Annotated in this window: 21 protein-coding genes; 12 read left to right on the top strand and 9 right to left on the bottom strand. The window is 68.7% G+C overall.

What is annotated here, in order from left to right:
* Nucleotides 1–36: 36 nt before the first annotated feature.
* Nucleotides 37–555 (top strand): TetR/AcrR family transcriptional regulator, encoded by a 519-nt coding sequence (locus tag AC0QU1_RS17495; RefSeq protein ID WP_483616249.1) that lies wholly within the window; start codon nucleotides 37–39, stop codon nucleotides 553–555.
* 9 nt (nucleotides 556–564) lie between these two features.
* Here the strand turns inward: AC0QU1_RS17495 and AC0QU1_RS17490 are convergent, their stop codons facing one another.
* The 5 genes from AC0QU1_RS17490 to AC0QU1_RS17470 form a co-directional block, all read right to left on the bottom strand.
* On the bottom strand, nucleotides 565–1,974 hold the full coding sequence (locus AC0QU1_RS17490; RefSeq protein ID WP_483571051.1) for an FAD-binding protein: 1,410 nt from the start codon (nucleotides 1,972–1,974) through the stop codon (nucleotides 565–567).
* An 8-nt stretch (nucleotides 1,975–1,982) separates the two neighbouring features.
* Nucleotides 1,983–3,488, bottom strand: a complete 1,506-nt coding sequence (locus tag AC0QU1_RS17485; RefSeq protein ID WP_483571049.1) for an aldehyde dehydrogenase family protein — start codon at nucleotides 3,486–3,488, stop codon at nucleotides 1,983–1,985.
* 17 nt (nucleotides 3,489–3,505) lie between these two features.
* On the bottom strand, nucleotides 3,506–4,921 hold the full coding sequence (locus AC0QU1_RS17480) for an FAD-binding protein (RefSeq protein ID WP_483571048.1): 1,416 nt from the start codon (nucleotides 4,919–4,921) through the stop codon (nucleotides 3,506–3,508).
* A gap of 62 nt (nucleotides 4,922–4,983) precedes the next feature.
* Nucleotides 4,984–6,486 (bottom strand): aldehyde dehydrogenase family protein, encoded by a 1,503-nt coding sequence (locus tag AC0QU1_RS17475; protein WP_483571046.1) that lies wholly within the window; start codon nucleotides 6,484–6,486, stop codon nucleotides 4,984–4,986.
* A gap of 87 nt (nucleotides 6,487–6,573) precedes the next feature.
* Entirely contained in the window at nucleotides 6,574–7,200 is a 627-nt protein-coding gene (locus AC0QU1_RS17470) for a TetR/AcrR family transcriptional regulator (RefSeq protein WP_483571045.1), read from the bottom strand.
* Nucleotides 7,201–7,379: 179 nt separating this feature from the next.
* On the opposite strand from AC0QU1_RS17470, the gene AC0QU1_RS17465 reads away from it, so the two are divergent.
* The 7 genes from AC0QU1_RS17465 to AC0QU1_RS17435 are packed head-to-tail and all read left to right on the top strand — an operon-like array spanning nucleotide 7,380 to nucleotide 14,490.
* Entirely contained in the window at nucleotides 7,380–8,195 is an 816-nt protein-coding gene (locus AC0QU1_RS17465; protein WP_483571043.1) for an enoyl-CoA hydratase/isomerase family protein, read from the top strand.
* A 17-nt stretch (nucleotides 8,196–8,212) separates the two neighbouring features.
* Nucleotides 8,213–9,331, top strand: a complete 1,119-nt coding sequence (locus AC0QU1_RS17460; protein WP_483571042.1) for a CoA transferase — start codon at nucleotides 8,213–8,215, stop codon at nucleotides 9,329–9,331.
* Nucleotides 9,328–10,584: a CaiB/BaiF CoA transferase family protein gene (locus tag AC0QU1_RS17455; protein WP_483571041.1), complete on the top strand. Its 1,257-nt coding sequence runs from the start codon at nucleotides 9,328–9,330 to the stop codon at nucleotides 10,582–10,584. Before AC0QU1_RS17460 ends, AC0QU1_RS17455 begins: the two co-directional genes overlap by 4 nt.
* A complete protein-coding gene (locus AC0QU1_RS17450; protein ID WP_483571040.1) occupies nucleotides 10,581–11,711 on the top strand; it encodes a thiolase family protein in 1,131 nt (376 codons plus the stop codon). The genes AC0QU1_RS17455 and AC0QU1_RS17450 overlap by 4 nt, the downstream gene beginning before the upstream one ends.
* The gene (locus AC0QU1_RS17445; protein ID WP_483571038.1) at nucleotides 11,708–12,112 is read left to right on the top strand and encodes a Zn-ribbon domain-containing OB-fold protein; all 405 of its coding nucleotides are present in this window, start codon (nucleotides 11,708–11,710) and stop codon (nucleotides 12,110–12,112) included. The genes AC0QU1_RS17450 and AC0QU1_RS17445 overlap by 4 nt, the downstream gene beginning before the upstream one ends.
* A gap of 7 nt (nucleotides 12,113–12,119) precedes the next feature.
* Complete coding sequence (locus AC0QU1_RS17440; protein ID WP_483571037.1) at nucleotides 12,120–13,016, top strand: alpha/beta fold hydrolase; 897 nt, start codon at nucleotides 12,120–12,122, stop codon at nucleotides 13,014–13,016.
* 13 nt (nucleotides 13,017–13,029) lie between these two features.
* Complete coding sequence (locus AC0QU1_RS17435; RefSeq protein ID WP_483571036.1) at nucleotides 13,030–14,490, top strand: CoA transferase; 1,461 nt, start codon at nucleotides 13,030–13,032, stop codon at nucleotides 14,488–14,490.
* 164 nt (nucleotides 14,491–14,654) lie between these two features.
* Here AC0QU1_RS17435 and AC0QU1_RS17430 read toward each other — a convergent pair whose 3' ends face one another.
* Together AC0QU1_RS17430 and AC0QU1_RS17425 are read right to left on the bottom strand one after the other, a co-directional pair.
* On the bottom strand, nucleotides 14,655–15,311 hold the full coding sequence (locus tag AC0QU1_RS17430) for a TetR-like C-terminal domain-containing protein (protein WP_483571035.1): 657 nt from the start codon (nucleotides 15,309–15,311) through the stop codon (nucleotides 14,655–14,657).
* A 10-nt stretch (nucleotides 15,312–15,321) separates the two neighbouring features.
* A complete protein-coding gene (locus AC0QU1_RS17425) occupies nucleotides 15,322–16,437 on the bottom strand; it encodes an FAD-dependent monooxygenase (protein WP_483571033.1) in 1,116 nt (371 codons plus the stop codon).
* 144 nt (nucleotides 16,438–16,581) lie between these two features.
* Between AC0QU1_RS17425 and AC0QU1_RS17420 the strand changes: the two genes are divergently transcribed.
* Both AC0QU1_RS17420 and AC0QU1_RS17415 read left to right on the top strand, forming a co-directional pair.
* Entirely contained in the window at nucleotides 16,582–17,382 is an 801-nt protein-coding gene (locus tag AC0QU1_RS17420) for an alpha/beta fold hydrolase (protein WP_483571032.1), read from the top strand.
* A gap of 307 nt (nucleotides 17,383–17,689) precedes the next feature.
* Nucleotides 17,690–18,928 carry a cytochrome P450 gene (locus tag AC0QU1_RS17415; RefSeq protein ID WP_483571031.1) on the top strand — a complete coding sequence of 413 codons (1,239 nt, stop codon included), beginning with the start codon at nucleotides 17,690–17,692 and terminating at the stop codon, nucleotides 18,926–18,928.
* Nucleotides 18,929–18,949: 21 nt separating this feature from the next.
* Here AC0QU1_RS17415 and AC0QU1_RS17410 read toward each other — a convergent pair whose 3' ends face one another.
* The gene (locus tag AC0QU1_RS17410; RefSeq protein ID WP_483571029.1) at nucleotides 18,950–19,585 is read right to left on the bottom strand and encodes a TetR family transcriptional regulator; all 636 of its coding nucleotides are present in this window, start codon (nucleotides 19,583–19,585) and stop codon (nucleotides 18,950–18,952) included.
* An 80-nt stretch (nucleotides 19,586–19,665) separates the two neighbouring features.
* Here AC0QU1_RS17410 and AC0QU1_RS17405 point away from each other — a divergent pair, with 80 nt between their 5' ends.
* Nucleotides 19,666–20,499: an SDR family oxidoreductase gene (locus AC0QU1_RS17405; protein WP_483571028.1), complete on the top strand. Its 834-nt coding sequence runs from the start codon at nucleotides 19,666–19,668 to the stop codon at nucleotides 20,497–20,499.
* On the top strand, nucleotides 20,492–21,331 hold the full coding sequence (locus tag AC0QU1_RS17400; protein WP_483571027.1) for an SDR family NAD(P)-dependent oxidoreductase: 840 nt from the start codon (nucleotides 20,492–20,494) through the stop codon (nucleotides 21,329–21,331). The genes AC0QU1_RS17405 and AC0QU1_RS17400 overlap by 8 nt, the downstream gene beginning before the upstream one ends.
* 3 nt (nucleotides 21,332–21,334) lie before the next feature.
* On the opposite strand, the gene AC0QU1_RS17395 is transcribed toward AC0QU1_RS17400, so the two are convergent.
* The gene (locus tag AC0QU1_RS17395) at nucleotides 21,335–21,988 is read right to left on the bottom strand and encodes a TetR/AcrR family transcriptional regulator (protein ID WP_483571025.1); all 654 of its coding nucleotides are present in this window, start codon (nucleotides 21,986–21,988) and stop codon (nucleotides 21,335–21,337) included.
* Nucleotides 21,989–22,000: the final 12 nt, after the last annotated feature.

The following is a 22,000-nucleotide window of genomic DNA, read 5'->3' as shown; positions in this document are numbered from 1 at the left end:
GCCGCGAACCAGTTCAGCACGCGGGGTCTGGACGCGGTGACCGTCGAGGACATCGCGACGGCGGTCGGCTGCAACAAGTCGCTCGTCTACTACTACTTCGGCAGCAAGGACGGCTTGCGGGAAGCCGTCATGAAGAAGCTGATCGATGTCAACCAGGAGATCTGGAACGAAGTTCGCTCCGAGAACTTCGCTGCCTGGGTGCGCGACATCACCGAATGGCCGAGGAATCACCCCAACATCCCCTGGCTGCGCCTTACAGCGCGGGAAGGACTCTCGGACACCGGGCGTGCGTTGCTCGAGGAGGAGCGCGCACGCGCCCTCGGTGTGAGCACCCGGATCGTCGTGCGTGCTCAGGGCAGCGGTGACGTCGACTCGGAGCTTGATCCCGAGCTCGTTGCGCTCCTCATCCTGTTCCTCACCACAGGCCCCGTCACCGCCCCCCAGATGGTGCGCATGCTCACCGGCGACACCCCGGACAGCGATCGCTTCCACGAGCGATACAGCGCGTTCATCGACACTCTCGTACAGCGACTGGCTCCGGGGCCGGCGACGTGACGATCCCCGTCAAGGACTCGTCTCGACCGCAGCCTCCTGACCTGCGAGGCGTCCGAACACCAGCGCACGCAGACTGGACGTTCCCGCCGGGTACGTGTCGCCATAGTAGAGCCCCACGATCTCGCCCGCGGCATACAGCCCCGGGATGGCCTCCCCCTCGTCGTCCAAGACGTGCGTCGTGTCATCGACCCTCAGCCCCTCGAAGGTGAAAGCGATCTGAGCGCCGACCGGGAGCGCCTCGAACGGCGGCTCGGTCAGCGGCTGCGCCCAGTTTGACTTCGCTGGAGAGATACCGGCCGTCCGCGTGCCGTCGAGTCGGCTGCCGTCAGGGGACGCGTCAACAGCCGCGGCGTTGTACTCCGCCACGGTTCGTCCCAGCACGGCGCTATCCATACCGAGTCGGTCGGCCAGCTCCGCGATCGAGTCGGCGATGATCACGGGCTGGTCCGTCTGCTGCAATGTCTCGAGCATCGGCGTGGCGGCCCGTACGGTCGCATCCGTGATGGCGAACGCGAGCCCACCTCTCGCGAGCACCGCCCTTGCGACCGAACCAGCCTGATACTCGAAGCTGTGCTCGGCTTCGTCGAGGAAGCGCCGACCGTCCAGGCCAACGAGGATTCCCCGCAGCCAGGTGCCGACGACCGGCGCGACCAGGTCGCTGCGCGGGTCAATCGGCACGAGGTGCGCCCCGTCCGGCTGGCCGGACCGGGCCGCCCCGATGGCGGTCGCGGCTGCGATGCCTGCTCCGGTGTTCATGCGGGCGCCCGCAGAGGTGGGTTCGAGCAGCTCGCCCCCGGGGATGCGCCGCGCGAGCTCATCGCGGTCGCCCTCGAACCCCCCGGAGGCGAGCACGACTGCGGTCGCCTCCATCACCATCTCGCGGTCACCGCTACGCACGCGGACCCCGGTGACACGACCGCCCGGCTCGCGTTCGAACCCGAGCAGCTCGACCTGGTAATAGAGCCGGGCGCCGAGGTTCGTCGCCCGCTCGGCGAAGGTGTCGACGAAGCCTCGGCCGCCGCGGGCCAGCGAGTGCCAGCGACCAACCGATCCACACACGACGACGTCGTCGCTGGGGCGGATGTCGACCCCGTTGGACTCGAGCCATGCGAGGGTCGCCGGCAGATGTACGGCGAAGTTTCGGAGATAGCCCTCGTTCGCCGCTGGCCCCGCGGTTGCCCGGACCAGCTGCGCGACGTCGTCCGGGAGGCTTCCGGTGTCCGTGAGCCGGAAGCTCTCGGTCGTCCAGCGTGTCGAACCACCCCGCTCGTCGACCTGCGCACGGTCGATCACCGCCACCCGCGGGGCCTCTCCGGACCACGACTCCAGAAAAGCAAGGGCGGCTGAGAGGCCGGCAAACCCCTGCCCGACGACCACGAGGTCCCACGGCCCGCGGAGGTCACCCCGGTCGTCGCTCATCCCGTTCCTCAGCTCGACAGCCCGAGCCAGACGGCCTTCTCCTCGGTGTAGGCGTCGAGCGCGTGTATGCCGGTCTCACGGCCGATACCGCTCGACTTCATGCCGCCGAAGGGCAGCTGAAGTGCGCCGACGCGCCACGTGTTGATCCAGATGACGCCCGCGTTCAACTGCGAGGACACGCGGTGCACTCGATTGACATCCTTCGTCCAGAATCCCGCGGTGAGGCCATAGGGGATGTCGTTGGCCAGGCGCACGGCGTCGGCGTCGTCGACGAACCGCATGGCTGCGCCGACGGGGCCGAAGACCTCCTCCTGTGCGAGGCGAGAGCGGTTGTCTACGTCGTCGTAGAGCGTGGGCTCGACGAACAGACCCGTCTCGAGTGCGCGAGTGCCGGTGACCCGGCGACCGCCGGTGACGAGGCGGTGTCCCTCGTCGTGCGAGATGTCGAAGTAGCCGAGCACCTTCGCGAGCTGCGGCCGGGAGGCCAGCGGACCGATCTCCGTCGTAGGGTCGAGCGGGTCGCCGATGCGGAGCTCGCCGAAGCGGCGACCGAGCTTCTCGATCACTTCGTCGTGGACGTCCGCGTGGATGAGCAGCCGGCTCCCTGCATTGCAGGCCTGGCCCGTAGCCGACGTGACTCCGGTGACCAGACCTTCGACCGCGCGGTCGATGTCCGCATCGGGGAACACGATCTGCGGTCCCTTCCCGCCGAGCTCGAGCGTGACGCGGGCGAACCGCTCCGCACCGGCGAGCGCGATGCTTCGACCCGTGGCGGACGAGCCGGTGAAGGCAAGCTTGTCGACGCCGGGGTGTTCGGCGAGCGCCTTGCCGGCCGGGCGTTCTCCGGTGACGACGTTGAACACCCCCGCGGGGAGGCCTGCTTCGAGGCCGAGCTCGGCCAGGCGCAGTGTCGAGATGGGGGTCACCTCGCTCGGCTTCACAACGATCGTGTTGCCGACGGCGATCGCGGGGAACAGCTTCCACGACAGGAGGACGAGCGGGTTGTTCCAGGGCGTTATGGCACCGACGACACCGATCGGCTGCCGCTTCGTCCAGGCGGTGTGGCCGGGGAGCGGCGAGTCAAAGGTCTCGCCGTGGAGGTTCGCGGCGAGGTTGGCGAAGAATGACGCGGTGGCTCCGGTGCCGTGTGCCGCCATCCGCATCTCGGTGATCGTCTTGCCGTTCTCGTGCACCTGGATGCGGCCGAGCTCCTCAGCGTGCTCTGTGATGAGCGCTGCCCACCGGAGCAGTACCTGGGTGCGCTGTCCCTGCGGCACCCACCGCCAGGTCTCGAACGCCTCGCGGGCGCTCCGGACCGCCTGGTCGACGTCGGCCTCACCAGCGGCAGCCACGTACCCCCACTCACGATTCTCGAACGGATCGATCACCGCAAACCTCGCTCCGTCTGCGGCCGGAACACGCTCCCCGTTGATGAGGAGGTCATAGTGTTGGTCGTCCGGGATCTCCGGGAATCGCGACGTATCGGTAACGGTCGTGATGCGCTGCTCGGTCATTTCGATGCCTTTCGGGGTTATGCGGTGACGACCGTAGAGGCCGTCTCACGGGAGCTCGTGAGACCCGCCCACCGGCCGAAGGTCATCGACCGGAGGCCGGAGGTTCCCGCTGGGTACTGCTCGTAGAAGATCCCAGCGATCTCGCCCGCGGCGTACAGGCCCGGGATCGGACGGCCGAAGACGTCCAGCACGTGCGTGTCGCCGTCGACGCGAAGGCCGCCGTACGTGAAGCAGATCTGGCCGGACACCGGCCAGGCGCGGAAGGGACCCTGCGTCAGCGGTGTGGCGAAGTTGGACTTCGGCGGGACGATGCCGGTCGTACCCAGGCCGTCGAGCAGGGCCGTGGGGTCGAAGCCGGCCTGGTCTGGCGTCGCGGCGTTGAACTCGTCGACGGTGCGGCGGAGGCGAGCGGGGTCGATGCCGAGCTTCTCGGCGAGCTCCTCGATCGAATCGGCCACCACCGGGTCGATGTCGGTCTGGCGCACGCTCGGGATGGGGACGAGGAACTTCGACTGCGGGTCGCTGACGATCGCGTACGCGAGGTTGCCCTGCGTGCGGAGGATCGTGTTGCCGACGGTGTCGAAATGGATCATCTGCACATCGGCGGCCTCGTCCATGAACCGGTCGCCATGCTGGTCGACCAGGATGCCCCACCAGTAGGCGCCGACCAGCGGCTCGATGTCGTCCGAACGCGGGTCGCACGGCTCGACGTGTGCGCCGTCGAACTGTCCGGCGGTGTCGGCACCGGCGTCCACCGCGATGCGAATCCCGTCGCCGCGGTTGTTGCGCGTGCCGGGCGACACCGTTCGCAGCTTGTAGGCCTCGGGGATGTAGCGGGTCAGCCACTCGGGGTTGCCCTCGAAGCCGCCGCTGGCCAGGATCACCGCCTGGGTGTCGACACGCACGGTGGCGCCTGAGGCGTCGCGCACGTCGATGCCGACGATTCGTCCGTCCGCGCCGCGCACGAGGCCGAGCGCGGTGGTGTCGTAGAAGATCTCTCCACCCGCCGCGCGGATCTGGTCCGGGAAGGCCTCCACGACGGACGCACCACCACCGTGGACACTCCACATGCCGTGGTAGTTGTCGAACGAGATGCCGTTGCCGCGAAGCCATTCGAGCGTCTCGGGAACGAGACGGTAGAACGCGTCGATGTATGCGTCATTCGCCAGCTGACCGGCGGTCTCCCGCACACGCTCGCCCCAGAACGGGATGAGCTCCTGCTCCGGCGTCAGGGAGAGGACCGCCGTGGTCCATCGGGTCGAACCGCCACGCTGCTCGAACGGGGCGCCCTCGAAGACGGCGACGCGTGCGGTGCGCCCCTCCTTCGCGGCGGCCTCAAGATGCGCCTTTGCGGCGGTCAGGCCGGCGAAACCGTGGCCGACGACCACCGCATCCCAGGGACCGCGGACATCGGGGGTGCTGGATTCGGACATGAGAGACTCCCTTGTCTCAATGGGGTGATGGAGATACTGGCGGATGGGGTGTATGGAAGCGGTCAGGAGTTGTCAGGGCCGTGCCAGTAGGCCTTCGGCTCCGTGTACTCCTCGAAGACGTCGAGCCCCATCTCGTGCCCGAGCCCGCTGACCTTGCGGCCGCCGAAGGGGACGTTGGGGCTGAAGGCGCGCCAGGTGTTGACCCAGACCACGCCGGTGTCGATCTGCCGCGAGACGCGCCGCGCCCGGTCCAGGTCTCGAGTCCAGAGGCCGCCGACCAGACCGAACTCGGTGTCGTTGGCGATCTCGACGGCCTCGTCCTCGGTGTCGAACACGATGACGGAACCAACCGGCCCGAAGATCTCCTCGCGTCGCAGCCGCGACGCGCGGTCCGGAGTCGCGTACAAGGACGGCTCGACGAACAAGCCGCCGGTGACGCCGGGAACATCGGTGCCGCAGCGGCCGCCCACGATGAGCGAGGTGTCGTCCTCGCCGTCGGCGATGTCGAAGTAGCCGGTCACCTTCTTGTACTGGGGACGTGAGGCGAGGGGTCCGACCTGGGTGGTGGGCTCCAGCGGGTCGCCGATCACGACGCGCGAGAGGAGCTTCTCGAGCCGGGCAAGCACCTCGTCGCGGACGCTGCTCTGGATCAGGATGCGCGAGCCGGCGTTGCAGGCCTGGCCGGTCCCGGCGATGATTCCGGTGAGCACGCCCTCGGCGGCGCGGTCGAGATCGGCGTCCTCGAAGACGATGTTGGCGCCCTTGCCGCCGAGCTCGAGGGTCGCCCGGATGAGACGGGGTGCGATCGCCTGTGCAATGGACCGGCCCGTCGCGGTCGACCCGGTGAACGCCACCTTGTCGATGCCGGGATGCTCGACCAGGGCTGCACCGGTGGCCCCGGCCCCGGTCACCACGTTGACGACGCCGGGCGGGAATCCGGCCTCCAGCGCGAGCTCGATCAACCGGATGGTGGACACCGGCGTCACCTCGGACGGCTTGACGACGATCGTGTTGCCGGACGCCAGCGCACCGAACAGCTTCCACTGGAGCAGGCCGAGCGGGTTGTTCCACGGGGCGATCGCGGCGACGACGCCGATCGGGACGCGCTCCGTCCACGCGGTGTGCCCCGGCATGATCGGTGTGACCGTCTCGCCGTGCAGTGCGAGCGCGTAGTTGGCGCAGAACTCGGCGCCCTGCGCAAGCGCCCCACCTACCATGTTCATCTCGGAGATCGTCTTGCCGTTCTCATGCACCTGCAGCCGCGCCAGCTCCGACGAGTGCTCGCGGATGAGCTGTGCCCAGCGTCGGAACAGCTCGAGTCGTGCGAAGGGCGACGTCGCGGACCACGCGGGGAAGGCCGCGCGCGCGGCGCGCACGGCGCGGTCGACGTCGGCGGCCCGGGCGACGGGGACGTAGCCCCACTCGGCGTCTTCGAACGGGTCGACGCAGCGGTAGGTCTGACCGTCTGCGGCCTGGACGTGCTCGCCGTCGATGATCATCCCGTAGCGCTGCTCGGGGTCGAACTCGGGAAAGCGGGTGGCAACCCGCGGGTCTGCAATCGTCATGGGACCGCCCTTGTCTTCACCACGAGCGTCGTCGCCCGGTGTGATGAGCAACGTACTCCCGCGACGGAACGGTCGTCAACCGTTTGGTTACTCCGCGGTTGGTTCTCCCCGTTCAGGAACGGCGGGGGCGCGCCGCGTGAACAGCCGCGTGATCATGTCGGCCCAGGCTGCCATCGTGTCCTCGGAATCCGAGGCTTCCGGCCCGAGGCAGAAGTCGATGAGCTGCGGGATCACGTACGGCGCGGTGCTTACTGCGTAGATGGTGGCGAGGGCGAATCGGGGGTCGATGTCCGTCGCGAGCTGACCTTCGCGCTGCAGGCGCATGATCGCCTGCACCTGTCGGTGGATCGATTCCTGGCGTTCGGGGGCAGAGATCACCGGCCGATCGCCGGCGAGGCCCTCCCAGGCGACCATGCGTGACCACGCGCGCCGCGCCGCCGGGTCACCGATCTGCCGCCGCATCAGCTCTCGGATGTCCGATGTGGCGTCGACCGAGTCGTGCATGTACGTCAGCATCTCGCCCAGCACTGCGGCGTAGATGCCGTCCTTGCTGTCGAAGTAGTGGTAGATCAGCTGCTTGTTCACGTTCGCGGCCTCAGCAATGCGGTTGATCCGGGCGCCGGAGAAGCCGTGCTCGGCGAACTCCTCCATGGCCGCGCGGAGGATCCGCTCCCTGGTTGTGAGGGCAAGTCGCGTGGTGGCTGGGTCGGTCATCGGCCAACGGTAGCCCACTTTGTGCGAGGGAAGGCCCTGTATCAACCAAACGGTTGACACTGAGCGTTGTCGTGCCTACCGTTCATGTCACCACCCACGCCGACTCCAACGACGCGACGGCATGGCCTCGTCAGAGGCAGGGTCGCGTCCAGTCGCCGTCCGACCCGAGAGGGATTCCCATGTCGCACTCCACCGACAGCGCCGTGACGCCGTACGACCAGCTCGTGCTCGTCGACGACCGCGGCGACTACGCCGTCCTCACGATCAACCGTCCCGAGAAACGCAACGCGATGAGCGTGGACTCGATGAAGCGGTTGCGCGAGGCACTCGTGGAAGTCGCCGACAAGAAGGTCGTCGTGCTCACCGGCACCGGTCCGTCGTTCTGCGCCGGCGTTGACCTCTCGGCGGAGAACACGGGCCGCATGGACGAGTACACCAAGTCCAACGGCACCCAGGTTCTGCACCCCTGGACCCAGGTGCAGGCCGACATCCGAGCGCACCGCGCCGTCTTCATCGCCGCGGTCAACGGATACGCTCTCGGTGGCGGGTCGACGCTCATCAACACGTGCGAGCTCGCCATCGCCGCCGAGTCCGCGCAGATCGCCATGCCGGAGCAGGGGTTCGGCAGCTGGCCGATGCAGGCGGGGCCGGCCTCGATCAAGCGGATAGCTCCCAAGCACGCCGCGGAGCTCATCTTCACCTCACGGCGTGCCGATGCGCAGACTGCCTTCCGGATGGCCCTGGTCAACCAGGTCGTGCCGGATGCCGAGCTGCTCGACGAGGCAATCGCGCTCGCCGAGCACATCGCCGCCTTCAACGCCTTCAGCCTCGACATCTCCAAGCGCGCGTACCACCGTGTGCAGTCGATGACGTGGGACGAGGCCCAGGACTACAGCAGCCTGATCGTCGGCAGCATCCGAGCGCAGGCCCCTGAGGCGGCGCAGGGCGTGACCAGGTTCCTCGCGGGCGAGCGCGGCCCCGGCCAGGGCCGCTGAGGCCGAGGGACACGTCTATGACCAATCGTGCACACGGGGACGCGAGCGTCCCCCGAAATTCGGCGCTGTTGCCCGGAACGCTCCGGGTGGTCGAGCTCGGCGAGTCCGTGTCGACCGCGATCTGCGGACGCCTCCTGCTCAAGCTGGGAGCGCAGGTCACGCAGGTAGCGGTTGCCGGGGAAGCGCACGTCCTCGACGAGAGCGGACCCTTCGTCGGCGATGGTGCGCAGCGCACCTCTACGCTGGGCCTCTGGCTTCGCGACGGCAAGACACGCGTCGACGTCGACCTGGACGACGCGACCGCGCGCGGGGACCTTCATGAGCGTTTGCGCTCCGCCGATGTGATCCTCGTGGCCGGCACCGCTGCCGAGTGGAGCGCACGCGGCTTCTCCGCCGATCGCCTCGAGGAGCTGGCGCCCACAGCGATCATCGGCCGCATCAGTCCCTGGGGCGAGAACGACGAGTCCGCGGGCCTCCCCTCCAGCGAGCTGGCACTTCAGGCGGCGAGCGGCTTCATGCGGCTCATCGGCGACCTGGACCACGAGCCGGTGCGGCTCGGCGGCCACCCGCTGCAGTCGATCGCGGCGCTGCTCACACTCGACGGCGTGATGATCGGTCTCTTCGCTCGCGAACGGACGGGTCAGGGCGCACGGTTCACGACCTCCGAGTTCGAGGCCGCGGCGCACGCCGAGTGGAAGATCGCCACGTTCTCGCAGGCAGGGCTCCGCCGGGAGCTCCGCGGTGAAGACAACGGTGCACTGGTTCTGCGCTGCCGGGACGGGCACTTCGCCGCCTTCTACGTCCCCCGGGACTGGGGCGTCATGAAAAAGATCATCGGCGACAGCCGGCTCGACGACGAGGCGTTCGACACCCCTCAGGGCCGGATCCAGAACCAGGCGCGGCTCGTCGCCCTGATCGAGGAGACGACCAGAACCATGTCGAAGAAGGACCTCTACCACGCCACTCAGGCCCACGGGATCCCCGCTGGGTACGTGGCCACCGTCACCGACCTCCTCGAATCGCCGCAGTACGTCTCGCGGGGCTTCTTCGAGCCGGTCGAGGTGCCGGGTGTGGGCGCCGGACTGCTCCCGGACGCATCGTGGCAGGTCTTCCGTCTCGAGGACGCCGTCGCATGAGCGGGATGCTGGACGGTCTGCGCATCGCGGACCTCACCATCGTGACGGCCGGGGCCGGAGCCACCCAGGTGCTGGCCGACTTCGGCGCCGAGGTGATCAAGATCGAGGGCGTCACCCGCCCCGACCTCTACCGCGGCGGCATGGGCGGCGACATCGGCGACGACGTCGCCTTTCCGCCGTTCCGCACTGCCAACCGCAACAAGCGCGCCATCGCCGTCGACCTCAAGACCCCTGACGGGCTGGAGGTCGTGCGGCGGATCGTCGCCACGAGCGACGTCGTCGCCGAGAACTTCCGCCGGGGCGTGGTCGAGCGCCTCGGCCTCGGGTTCCGCGACCTGGTCGCGGTCCGACCCGATATCGTGCTGGCCTCGATCTCGAGCCAGGGCGTGACCGGTCCGAGCAGCGACTTCACCTCGTTCGGCCTGACCCTGGACGCTCTCGGCGGCGTCATGTCGTACTCCGGGTACGACGGCGACAGCCCGATCTGGTCGAGCGCGCGCATCAACTACCCGGACCAGACGGCGAACTCGCTCGGACCGGCCCTCATCATCGCGGCCGTGCTGGCGTCTCGTCGTGACGGTCAGGCGCGCTGGCTCGACCTGTCCCAGCGTGAGACCGTCACCACCTTGATCGGTGACCAGGTGCTGCGCACCTCCCTGACCGGCCAGAATCCGGTGCCCACCGGCAACGGCACCCCCGACAGCATCGAGTGGCTGACGCCCAGCTCGGGGGACGACGCGTGGGTCGCGATCTCGCTGCGTTCTCCGGAGGAGCTCGAGCTGGTCGCATCCGTCGTCGGTGCCGACCTCTCCGGTGCCGGCGACGACGCGGCACGCGCCGCGCTGGTGAAAGCGACGGCCGAGCGGTGGTCGGCATCCCGCTCCGACGCGGATGCCTCCGCGAGACTGCGGGCGGCGGGCGTCATGGCGGTGCCGGTGCGCAGCGGCGAGCAGCTGCTCGATGATCCGTATCTGCGCTCGCGCGGGTGGTGGCAGGAGGTGCCCGCCCCGGGCGGCGGCACCGAACGCCAGCGTGGCTGGGCGGTCGCCTTCGACGAGGGCGGTCCGGACCGCATCCGTCGCAACGGTCCGCGGATCGGCGAGGACACGCTCGAGGTGCTCGGCGAACTCGGCTACGACACGGACGAGATCGCGTCGCTCGTCGAGCGGGCGGTCGTGTCGCACCCAGCGGACACAGGGCTGACGCAGCCGAAACCACGGACTTCAGAAGACTCAGAACAGGGAGAGAAATGACAGCGGACATCCGCGGCAAGGTCGCGATCGTCGGTGTCGGTCATTCCGACCAGGGCACGTTCCCCGGCAAGACAGCCGAGCAACTCTCGATCGAGGCCATCCAGGCGGCCTTGACCGACGCACAGCTCACCAAGGATCAGCTCGACGGGCTGATCACCTGCAAGTCGGTTCAGGGCAACAACGTCGACATCCAGGTGGGCCCGCTGTTCGGGCTGAGCCCGAAGTACGCGCAGACGCTCGACTACGGCACCTGCAACTACTCGCTGCACCTGGCGACCCAGGCGATTCTCTCCGGACTCGCCGAGACGGTCGTGCTCGTCTATGGCGCCAACGCCCGATCGGGCAAGTTCAACTTCTCGGCGGCGGCCCCGTCGCTGGAGAGCGCGTCCGGCTTCGTGCATGTCGCCGGTCCAGCGGCCCTCGCGCTGCAGCGCCACAAGGCGTTGTACGGGACCAAGGAGGAGGACTTCGGCTGGTTCGCCGTCTCCGAGCGGGAATGGGCGCAGCGCAATCCGCTCGCGATCTTCCAGGAGCCGATGACGATCGACGACTACCTGGCCAAGCCGTACCTGGTCGAGCCACTGCGTCGCGAGGACGTCACGATGATCTCGGACGGCGCGGTCGCGCTGATCGTGACCTCCGCGGAGCGGGCGAAGGACTACCCGAACAATCCGGTCTACGTGCTCGGCATCGCCGAGAACACCGAGGTCGCCGGCGATACCTTCGACGACTTCCTCATGCGCCCGAACATCAAGGGCACCGCGGCGGAGATCTGGAAGAACACCGGGTTCACGCCGTCCGACATCGACGTGCTGTACATCCAGAACCCCACGGCCGTCTGGAACCTCCAGATGGTCGAGGCCTACGGCTTCGCACCGGAAGGGGAGGGCGCGGCCTGGGCGGCCGAGGGGCACATCCGTCCCGGCGGCGACCTGCCGTTGAACACGAACGGCGGTCAGCTGTCGGAGAGCTACATGTGGGGCTGGCTGCACATGGTCGAGGCCGTGCGTCAGCTCCGCGGCACGGTCGAGCCCGACCGCCAGGTGCCCGGAGCGGAGCTGGCCCTGTACTGCTCGACGATGACCTTCCTCAAGAGCGCCGCATCGATCATCGGAGTGAACCCGTGAGTGACAACCCGAATCTGCCCGCCACCGACCTGCCGCTGACGGCCGGATTCTGGGAGGCGTCGAAGCGTCACGTCCTGACCGCTCAGAAGTGCCTGGACTGCGGTTACCTGCGCTACCCGGCCTTGGAGATCTGCCCCCGGTGCTGGTCGACCAACCAGGCCTGGACCGAGATCTCACCCAACGGCGTGCTGTGGAGCTACATCGTGTACCACCGTGCGCTCGATCCGAGCAAGAAGGACGAGATCCCCTACGTCGTGGGACGCGTGAAGACCGACGACGGTCCCGTGTTCACGGTGCGGCTCGACATCGCGCCGGAGGACGCGAAGGTGGACATGCGCGTCACCGCGACCTGGGACGACGCCAGCGACGAGGTCACCCTCGTGCGGTTCGCCGCCGCGTGAGGCGTCGATGACCGAGTCGACCGGGCCTGAGTGGCTGCGCCGTGCGCTCGCCGTTCGACCCGACGAGCGGACCGTCGACGTCGAGGGTGCGGCGGTGAGGTACCGCGCGTGGGGCCCTGTGGGCGCTCCTGGCGTGGTGCTCGTGCACGGAGGTCTGGCCCATGCCCGGTGGTGGGACCACATCGCCCCGCTCCTGGGCGGCTATCGCGTGCTCGCCCCCGACCTCACAGGGCACGGTGACAGCGCCTGGCGCCCCGAGTACGACACCGAGCAATGGGCGAGGGAACTCGCGACGGTGATCCGTGACGACGGGATCGAGCGTCCGATCGTCATCGGGCACAGCATGGGTGGCCTGCCCGCGGTGACTGCCGCCGTCGAGCTCGGCGACGCCCTTTCGGGTGTCGCGACCGTCGACGTCCGGTTCAACGACGGGGAGTGGCCGGGACGGGAGAAGCCCAGTGAGCGGTTCGCGACCCTCGAGGACGGGATCGCGCAGTTCGCCCCCGTGGCCTCCCGCGGGGGCCTCGAGGTGGACCCGGCTCTCCAGCGGCATGTCGCCGAAGCCTCACTCAGGTGGGACGGCGACGCCTGGCGCTGGAAGCGTGCGGACAGCTACGGCATCCGTCGTATCCCGTTGCGCCGCCTCCTGCCGGACCTGCGCGTGCCGCTCGCGATCGTGCGCACCGACCACGGGCTGGTCACGCCCGAGGCCGCGGCGGAGATGCGGCAGCTCACCCCGGCCCGTGCCGTTGTGACCACCGTGCCGGAGGCCGGCCACAATCCCATGCTCGAGCAGCCGCTGGCCTTCGTCGGAGTGCTCCGCGCGCTCCTCGACGGCTGGTGGTCGATGCAGGGCAGCACCCGTGACCGGTCGGGCGATCCCGGCCGTCCGACCATCGAATGAAGAGGTAACAGCCATGTCAGTGACGACTCAGCCCCTCGCTCACACCTTCCTGTCCGAGATGTGGGCGGCGCTCGGAGGTGACGCCTCCGTCGCCGAGCGGGTCACCTTCACCGGTGAGGGCTCGATGCCCGGTGCCTTCGCGCAGACCGATCTCGCCGCCGCCGCGTTCGGCGTTGCCGGCGCCGCCGTGAGCGAGCTGCTCGAGGCCGGCGGAGCGCCCGCATCCGCGGTAGAGGTCGACCGCGTGCTCAGCAGCGGATGGTTCCTGCTGCCCCCCGGACCGTCGCGCCTGCTGAACCCACCGCCGCCGCACCCGTTTCACATCCCTCCGTTCCACACGGAGATCGCGACCGCGGATGGGCGCTGGCTGCGGCTGCACGGCTTCCCGGCCAACCGTGAGCGCGTCGTCAAGGCACTCGGCGTGGAGGACGACATCGACGCCGTCGCAGCCGTCGTGCGCGAGCGCGCCGTCGACGAGATCGAGCAGGAGCTCGTGGACGTCGGGTGCGTCGTCGCGGCGAGCCGCACCCCTGACGAGTGGTTCGCGCATCCTGCCGGAGCGGCAGTGGATGCCGAACCCCTGGCCGCGGTGACCGAGTTCGCCGCGGAGGGAAGTGGTTGGCGACCCACGCCGGGCCGCCCGCTCTCGGGCATCAAGGTGCTCGATCTGACGCGCGTCGTCGCCGGCCCGACCGGCACCCGGTTTCTCGCCGCTCTCGGGGCCGAGGTGCTCCGGATCGATGCACCCGGTTCCGAGGAGTCGCGCCACATCCCGCTCGGCTACGACTTGCTGCTGGGCAAACGGTGGGCCTTCCTCGACCTGAAGACGCCGGAGGGTGTCGAGCAGTTCAGGCGCCTACTCGCCGAGGCGGACGTGCTCGTGCACGGCTATCGTCCGGGCGCGATCGACGGTTTCGTTCCGGAGGAGGAGCGCCGCCGACTCAACCCGGACCTCGTCGAGGTCGCCCTCCGTGCGTACGGCTGGGAGGGGCCCTGGAGCATGCGCCGTGGCTTCGACACCGTGGTGCAGTTCAGTGTCGGCCTGGCCAACGCGACGCAGGAATGGGCGCTCGCCGACCCGTCGCGTCGTGTGCCGCTCCAGGTCAACGGGCACGACGTCGACGCCTCGCGGCCACGCCACACCCCCGTGGAGGGCCTGGATCTCGCCACCGGGTATCAGATCGCGGCGGCCGCGATCCGCGGCCTGACCAAGCGTTTGCGGACCGGTGCGGGGTCGACGACCAAGTATTCGCTCGCGCGCACCGCGTCTCTGCTCATCAAGGCCGGGCCGAACCCCGCGGGCGGACCCGACATCCGGCTCCCGCTCGACGGGCCTTGGGAGGACCGCGTCTATGGCAGCCCGCTCGGCCCCGTGAAGCGGATGGTGTTCCCGATCGGGATCGAGCGCGCTCCTCTGTTCTGGGACAAGACCCCCGACCGGCCTGGGGCCGCTGCCCCCGTCTGGAACAGCTAGAGCGGTCGGCCGCCTCCGGCCCTGCCGCGGGAGCGGCGGACCCGGCGCGGAGACTCACAGAGCTGGTCTGGCTCTGCTACCGGAAGCCCGAGCAACAGTTCCGCGTTCGGCGGGGAGATCCGTCGCCCCACGGCCGATATCCAGGACCACCGCACCACCGCCCCTCATTCCGCGTCGAACGCGCTCCACGGTGGGTCGTCGCCGGCGGCCGGGGCGCCGTCGGCGGCGGTGGCTCGCACGCCGGCGAGCACGATCGCGCTCACCCGCTGCGCGTCGGCGCGGGTGAACGTGCGGGCACCGCGGCCGACGAAGAGCTGGACGGGCCCGGCGAGCATCGTGCCGAGAAAGGAGAGGTCTACCGCGGGCAGCTCTCCGCGCTCGACGGCGGTCTGCAGACGGGCCCGCAGGCTTGCCAGCCGCCGGTCGAACACCTCGTCGACGATGGCCCGAAGCTCGGGGTCCTCCCGCGCCGAGGCCACCACGGTCAGCAGCGCCCGGCCTTCCGGGCTCGCCGTCACGGTGGCGAGGGCCTCGAGGAAGTCGACGAGGTCGGTGTCGATGTCGCCCGAGTCGTGCAATGGCGCGGCGTCGGCACCGAAGGCGGCGAGCGCGTCGGCGACCAGCGTCGTGCGGTCGGGCCAGTTGCGGTAGACGCTGGTCTTGTTGACCCCGGCGAGCTCGGCGACCTGGTCGTAGCGCAGGCCGCCGATCCCGTCGCGGGCGATCAGCTCGGCGGCGGCCTGGAGAATCTTGCGCCGAACCCGTGCGGTGCGCCCGCCCGGACGGCGGGCCGGCTCTCGTTCGGGTCCGTCCTCAGCCACGGACGGCAGCCTACAGCGGCTGCGCCGCGCGCAGCCGGGTGTTGCGCGCCTCGATGGCCTCCCAGGTGGCCGGGACCACGAGGTCGACCCCGCCGCGAGCGAACTCCTGGGCCGCCGCCGCGTGGGGGCGCTGGCGCCGCTCGTAGGCGCTGAAGGCCGCCTCGAGGTTGTCGCCGTGGCGACCGAGCTCCTCGGCCAGCGCCCACGCCCCGAGCAGTGCCAGCGAGGTGCCGCGGCCGGCCATCGGGGTCGCGCAGTGCGCGGCGTCCCCGATCAGCACGACCCGCCCCTGGTGCCAGGTCGGCATGTGGATCTGGGCGATCGTGTCGAAGTAGAGCTCGGGGTCCCGCTGGGCCGCCTCGATCAGCTCGGGTACCTTCCAGTCCTCGACTCCCGCGAAGGCCTCGGTGAGGATGCGCTTCTGCGCGGCCAGGTCGTGGTGGTCGTAGTCGATCGGGTCGGACCGGAACTCGAAGAGAGCCAGCGCCTTGTCGCGGTAGCGCGCCACGCCGGCGAAGCGCCCCGGCAGGTTGAGGATCTCCGTCACGCGGACGTCACCGGGTGTCACTTGGCCGGGTGCATCCGCGATCGCGACGTACACCCCGAGGGGCTCGCTGAACTCCTTCTCGGGGCCGAACACCAGCCGGCGCACCGCCGAGTGCACCCCGTCGGCGCCGACGACGATGTCGTAGGCGGCCTCGCGGCCGGAGGCGAAGGTGACCGCCACCCGGTCCCCGTCGTCGTCCAGCGTCACGACGGACTCCTCGAAGCGCAGGTCGACCTGCTCGGGCAGGGCCTGCCGCAGGATGGTCATGAGGTCCTCGCGGGGGAGCTCGACGTCCTCCGGGGTGTCGTTGATCTCCTGCGTCACCAAGGGCGCGACGGGCGTGCCGGACCGGTCGACGAACATCGTCTGCTCGGTCATCGGGATCCGCTGTTCGTGCACCGCGTCCAGGATTCCCATGTCGCGCGCGGTGTCGAGCGCGTCGCCGCGCACATCGATCGGCGAGCCGTTCACGCGCAGATGGTTCGCCCGCTCCACGATCTCCACCGTGTGCCCTGCCTGCGCGAGGTCGATGCCCGCACACAGCCCAGCCGCTCCTGCACCACTGATCAGAACCTTCATCACGTCTCCTCGTTGGTCTGCGCCGGGCCAAGTCGGCACCGGCATCGCTACTATAGCAACAGTTCGTTGCTTTAACCCTGGACGAGAGGTCGGATCGAGGCTAGTTTTAAAGCAACAACAAGCCGCTTTAAGAAGGAGAGTCCTGTGCCCACTGCGCTGAAGACGGTAAGGATCGGCGAGATCGAGATCGCCTACGCGGAGTCCGGCGACGGTGAGCCGGTCATCCTGCTGCACGGCGGCGAAAGCACCCACATCCAGTACGACAGGTTCCGGCCCTTGCTCGGCGACGGCATCCGTGCGATCGCCTACGACCAGCGCGACTCCGGGGCGTCGGTCAATCCGCCCGACCCGTACGGCATCCCTGACCTGGCCGAGGACTGCGCTGCTCTCATCAGGGGACTCGGGTACGAACGAGCCCACATCTTCGGGTCCTCGTTCGGCGGCTTCATCGCCCTGCAGGTCGCGGTATCGGTGCCCGACGTCGTGCAGTCGCTGACCGTCGGCGCCACCTTCTCCGACGCCTCGGCCCTGCAAGCACCCGTGGCCTCCGAGATCGTCGAGCTGTCACCGTCGCAGCGCGACGCGCAGATGCTCGCCTTCGCCCTGTCCGAACGCGGGCAGGAGGACGACAGCATGGTGGCCGAGCTCCGGTCGATACTGGTCCAGCGCTCGCCCGAGGCAGATGCGCGGCGGCTGGCCGCGATCCCAGGCTTCGACGTCACCGAACGCCTGCCCGAGATCGCGGCGCCGACCCTGCTCATCTACGGCGAGGACGATCCCGCGGCCCGCCCCGAGACCGGACAGAAGATCGCCGACATGATCCCTGGAGCGAGGCTGGAGGTGATTCCGCGGGCGCGCCACGGAATCACGGTGGAGTTCGCACAAGAGACCGCCCGGCTGCTCCGCGATTTTGTGCTCGCTCACCCGTCACGGCCGGCGCGGTAGGAGTCCGAGGGCCCGCCCGAACCGGCACGCGACCCGACCATGCAAACGATCAAGCTCCACCGCCACCAGATCCATCAGCACGCACCATGGTCCACTACCGCAAGTGCCGTTGCAGTACCAGGTGGTCGCGACCGCGCTCTCGTCCGACGCCTACGACCGGTCAACCAAATGGTTGACCCTGACCCGGGTGCTCTTGTAGCGTCTAACACGGCTCGCCTGGGGCACACGTTCATCTGCAGCGAAGCAGAGTGGGCTTCCGATTGGGGATGCCCTGCTTCATCCGAGTCACTCATTCAAGGAGGAAGAAATGGCCGGATCGACAGTCATCGAAGATGTCATTCCTGACCTGAGCGACCCGCGGACGTTCGTCGACGCGGTCCCCTATGACGGGTTCCGTCTGCTTCGGGAGCGCGATGGCCTGTACTGGCAGCCAACCGAGACGTCGCCGGCGCGCGGCGGATACTGGGCCGTGACGCGCTTCGAGGACATCGTCGCCATCGAGAGGAACCACAGCGCCTTCACGTCAACGCACGGCGTCTCCTACCCCCTGATCTTCCCGTTCCCGGCCCCGGCGCCGATGAGCGACAACCTCATGTTCAACGACCCCCCGCGTCACACTGGCCTTCGCCGCTCGGCCGCGGCGGGATTCGGGCCGCGCGTCGTCGCGAACTTTGACCCGTGGATCCGGGAGATCGTCCGCGAAGTCATCGCCGACGTCGAGTCGCTGACGGAGTTCGACTACGTCGAGAAGTTCGCTCGGACCATTCCGGCCTATGTGATCGGCAGAGTGCTCGGCTGTCCCCGCCAAGATCGACAGCGCATTGTCGACTGGACGAACAGGCTTTTCGCGGCCGGCCAGCAGACCGAGGACGGCATGGCCGCCCAGATCGCGGCGGTCCAGCGCGTCCAGGAGGAGATCGAGGCGTACTGCGCCGACATGCAGGAGCGCAAGCGGAAGGAACCCGCGGATGACATGTTCACCGCGCTCGGCAGAATCGCGGATGCTGGCGGCATCACACAGCCGGAGTTCCTTCAGTGGACGCTCTTGATCCTGACAGCGGGTTTCGAGACGACGCACACGGCGATCGGCCAGTCGATGCGGATGATTCTCGAGAACGAGGACATCCGAGCTGCTACCGACCGAGCGGTTGACGAGGGGCTCAGCGGGAAGCTGGCGGACGAGTTCATCCGCCTCATCACCCCTGCAATGCAGATGGCTCGCCTGGCCACTCGCGACGTGGAGGTGGCGGGCACGCAGGTGCTTCAGGGCGACGCAGTCGTTCTCTACTTCGTCGCGGCCAATCGGGACCCGTCGGTCTTCGCCGAGCCCGACACCTTCAATCCGTGGCGGACGGAGACGGCAACCCTCGCCTTCGGCAGTGGGATTCATCGGTGCATCGGCTCATATCTCGCGAAGCTCGAGGTTCAGATCCTCTTCGAGGAGCTGCGCGCCGCCGGCATCCGCCTCCGCTCGAACGGCGCTCCGAAGCGTGGCTGGTCGAACTTCATCAACCAGCTCACCGAGCTGCCGGTCACGCGAGCATGAGTCTTCCGCTTCCAGGCTGTACTACGGAGACGTAGGTGCGATGCCGGCGGACGCTGAGCTGACGGCGCGCATCGCCTCGTCGAGTGCCGTGTCCAGTGGAATGTCGGTCGCCGTGGCTCGCGTGCTCGCCGCAGTCATACAGGCGAAGGCGGCAGCGACGACTGCCGCGGCGGCCGCATCCCGGTCCTGTCCGCTCACGGCGTCCTCCGGGAGCCGCGCGGCGACCAGCTCCGCGATCCGGGCCTGGACGCGCTCCATCCGCTCGAGGTACGCGGCGCGGAGGCTCTCCGTGCTGTTGACGATGCGGTCGATCTCCCGCATACGCTCGGGGGAGCCATCCTGCGCCGCGTACTCGATGACGTAGTCGAACATCCGCCGCAGCGAGACCCAGACGGGTTCGCGCGTCGGACGTGAGCCGAAACGTCCGGCCAGCTCATCGCCGAGCTGCTCGTACTTGCCGAGGACGAGTGCCTCCTTGCTCGGGAAATAGCGGAAGAACGTCCGTACCGACATGCCGACACCAGCAGCGATCTGCTCGACCGTCGTGGCCTCATACCCGTTCCGGACGAACAGTTCCTGAGCGACGGCGACGAGTTCGGCCTGCACTGCGCGGCGCTTGCGCTCCCGGAACGTCTCGATCGGCACGGCTGATGTCATCGTCCCACATTATCTCAACCGCGCGGTTGACATGGCATGTCACTACCGACATATGCTGTCCGTAGTCGAAAGGAGACGAAATGCCGAAGGCATGGTTCATCACAGGAGCGGGCCGAGGATTCGGCCGGGAGTTCACCAAGGCAGCGCTCGATCGCGGCGACCGCGTCGCGGCGACCGCCCGGAACACCGACGCCCTCGCCGACCTCCGCGAGCAGTACGGCGACGCGGTGCTGCCGCTGCAGCTCGACGTGACCGATCGGGACGCCGTGTTCCAGGCGGTGGCTGACGCCAAGGCCAAGCTCGGCGCACTCGACGTCGTCGTGAACAACGCCGGCTACGGCCTCTTCGGCCCGATCGAGGAGCTCACCGTCGAGCAGCTGCGCGACCAGTTCGAGGTCAACCTCTTCGGCGTGCTGCACGTGACCCAGGCCGTCCTCCCGATCCTGCGCGAGCAGGGCGCCGGACACATCGTCCAGATCTCCACGATCGGCGGCATCGCCGCCTTCCCGAACCTCGGCGGCTACCACGCCTCGAAGTGGGCTCTCGAAGGCCTTACGGAGTCGCTGGCGCAGGAGGTCGCCCCCTTCGGCATCAAGGTCACCCTCGTCGAGCCGGGCGGCTATGCCACCGACTGGAGCGGCAGCAGCGCCGTCCACACCACACCCCAGCCCCAGTACGACGGACTCCGCCAGGCCCTCGCCGAGCAGCAGCAGCACATCCCGGCGTCGTACATCGGCGACCCGGTCGCCGCCGGCCCCGCGCTCCTGAAGGTCGTCGACGCCGAGCAGCCGCCCCTGCGCGTCTTCTTCGGCACCGCCCCACTGCCGCTGGTCAGCGACCTGTACCAGCAGCGGCTCGCGACCTGGAACGAGTGGGGGCCGGTGTCCGCCGAGGCACAAGGACACCATGACTGACCGCACGATCGTCGTCACCGGTGCCTCGGACGGCATCGGCGCGGCAGCAGCTGAGCTCCTCGTCGAGGGCGGTGACACCGTCATCGTCGTCGGCCGCTCGCCGGAGAAGACCGCGGCCGTGGCCGGCCGGATCGGCGCCGACCATCTCGTCGCCGACTTCGCGCGCCTCGACGAGGTGCGCCGCCTCGCCGACGAGCTGCGGAAGCGCACCGCGCGTATCGACGTGCTCGCGAACAACGCCGGCGGCATCTTCGGCGACCGCACCCTCACCGAAGACGGCCACGAGCTGACCTTCCAGGTCAACCACCTTGCGCCATTCCTGCTCACGCACCTGCTGCTGGACCGGTTGCACGCGAGCGACGGGGTCGTCGTCAACACCTCGAGCGTGGGCTCCCACATCTTCGGGCGCATCGACCTCGACGACCTCGACAACGCCCGTGACTACACCCCGAACAAGGCCTACGGCGACGCGAAGCTCGCGAACATTCTCTTCACCAAGGGCCTGCACGCCCGCTACCACTCCGAAGGCATCAGCTCGGTCGCGCTGCACCCCGGCAACGTCGCGACGAACTTCGCCGCCGACACCACGAGCTTCATGCGATTCGTGTATCGCAGCCCGTTGCGGCGGCTCGCTCTCGTCAGCGCCGGTAAGGGTGGCGAGAACCTTGTCTGGGCGATCGACGGCACCCCGGGGACGACGTGGCGGTCCGGCCAGTACTACGAGAACCGCAAGCTGCCACGGCGGGTCAACCCGCAGCAGTACGACCACGCCCTCGTCGACTCGTTCTGGGACGCGAGCGCGAGGCTCGTCGGAGTAGCGCGCGAGGCCTGATCGTCAGTTCGCCGAACCCGGAGCCAGTCGCTGTACGAGAGTGTCGATGAACGCGCTGTATCGCTCGTGGAAGCGATCGCTGTCCGGGGTGTCGCCGGTGAGCATGCGCACCATCTGGGGGGCGGTGACGGGGCCTGTGGTGAGGAACAGGATGAGGAGCGCAACGAGCTCGGGATCAAGCTCCGAGTCAACTTCACCGGCGCCCTGAGCACGCACGACGACCCGGGTGCCTTCGCCGAGCGCGCGTGTGCGCTCTTCCTCGAGCAACACACGCCCGGTGTCCGAGAGTCCTTCCCGTGCTATGAGGCGCAGCCACGAAATGTTGGGGTTGTTCCGGGGCCATTCGGTGATATAGCGCGCCCAGTCCGCAAAGGTCTGGGAACGGAGTTCGGTCCAGATCTCCTGGATGATGTCCATCAGCTTCCGCATGACGGCGTCCCGCAAGCCGTCCTTGCTGCCGAAGTAGTAGTAGACGAGCGACTTGTTGCAGCCGACCGCCGTCGCGATGTCCTCGACGCGTACCGTATCGAGACCCCGCGTGCTGAACTGGTTCACGGCCTCAAGGAGGATCTCTTCGCGGCGGAGTCGGCCACGTTCACGATGAACCCGATCATCCGGTGTGGCGTCTTTTCGTGGCGTCGCGCGCTGCGTTGTCATGTCGATCCCACA

It is taken from the genome of Promicromonospora noduliphila (genome assembly GCF_056951025.1).
The sequence above is the reverse complement of the archived record's forward strand: the minus strand, read 5'-3'. Positions and strand labels throughout refer to the sequence as shown.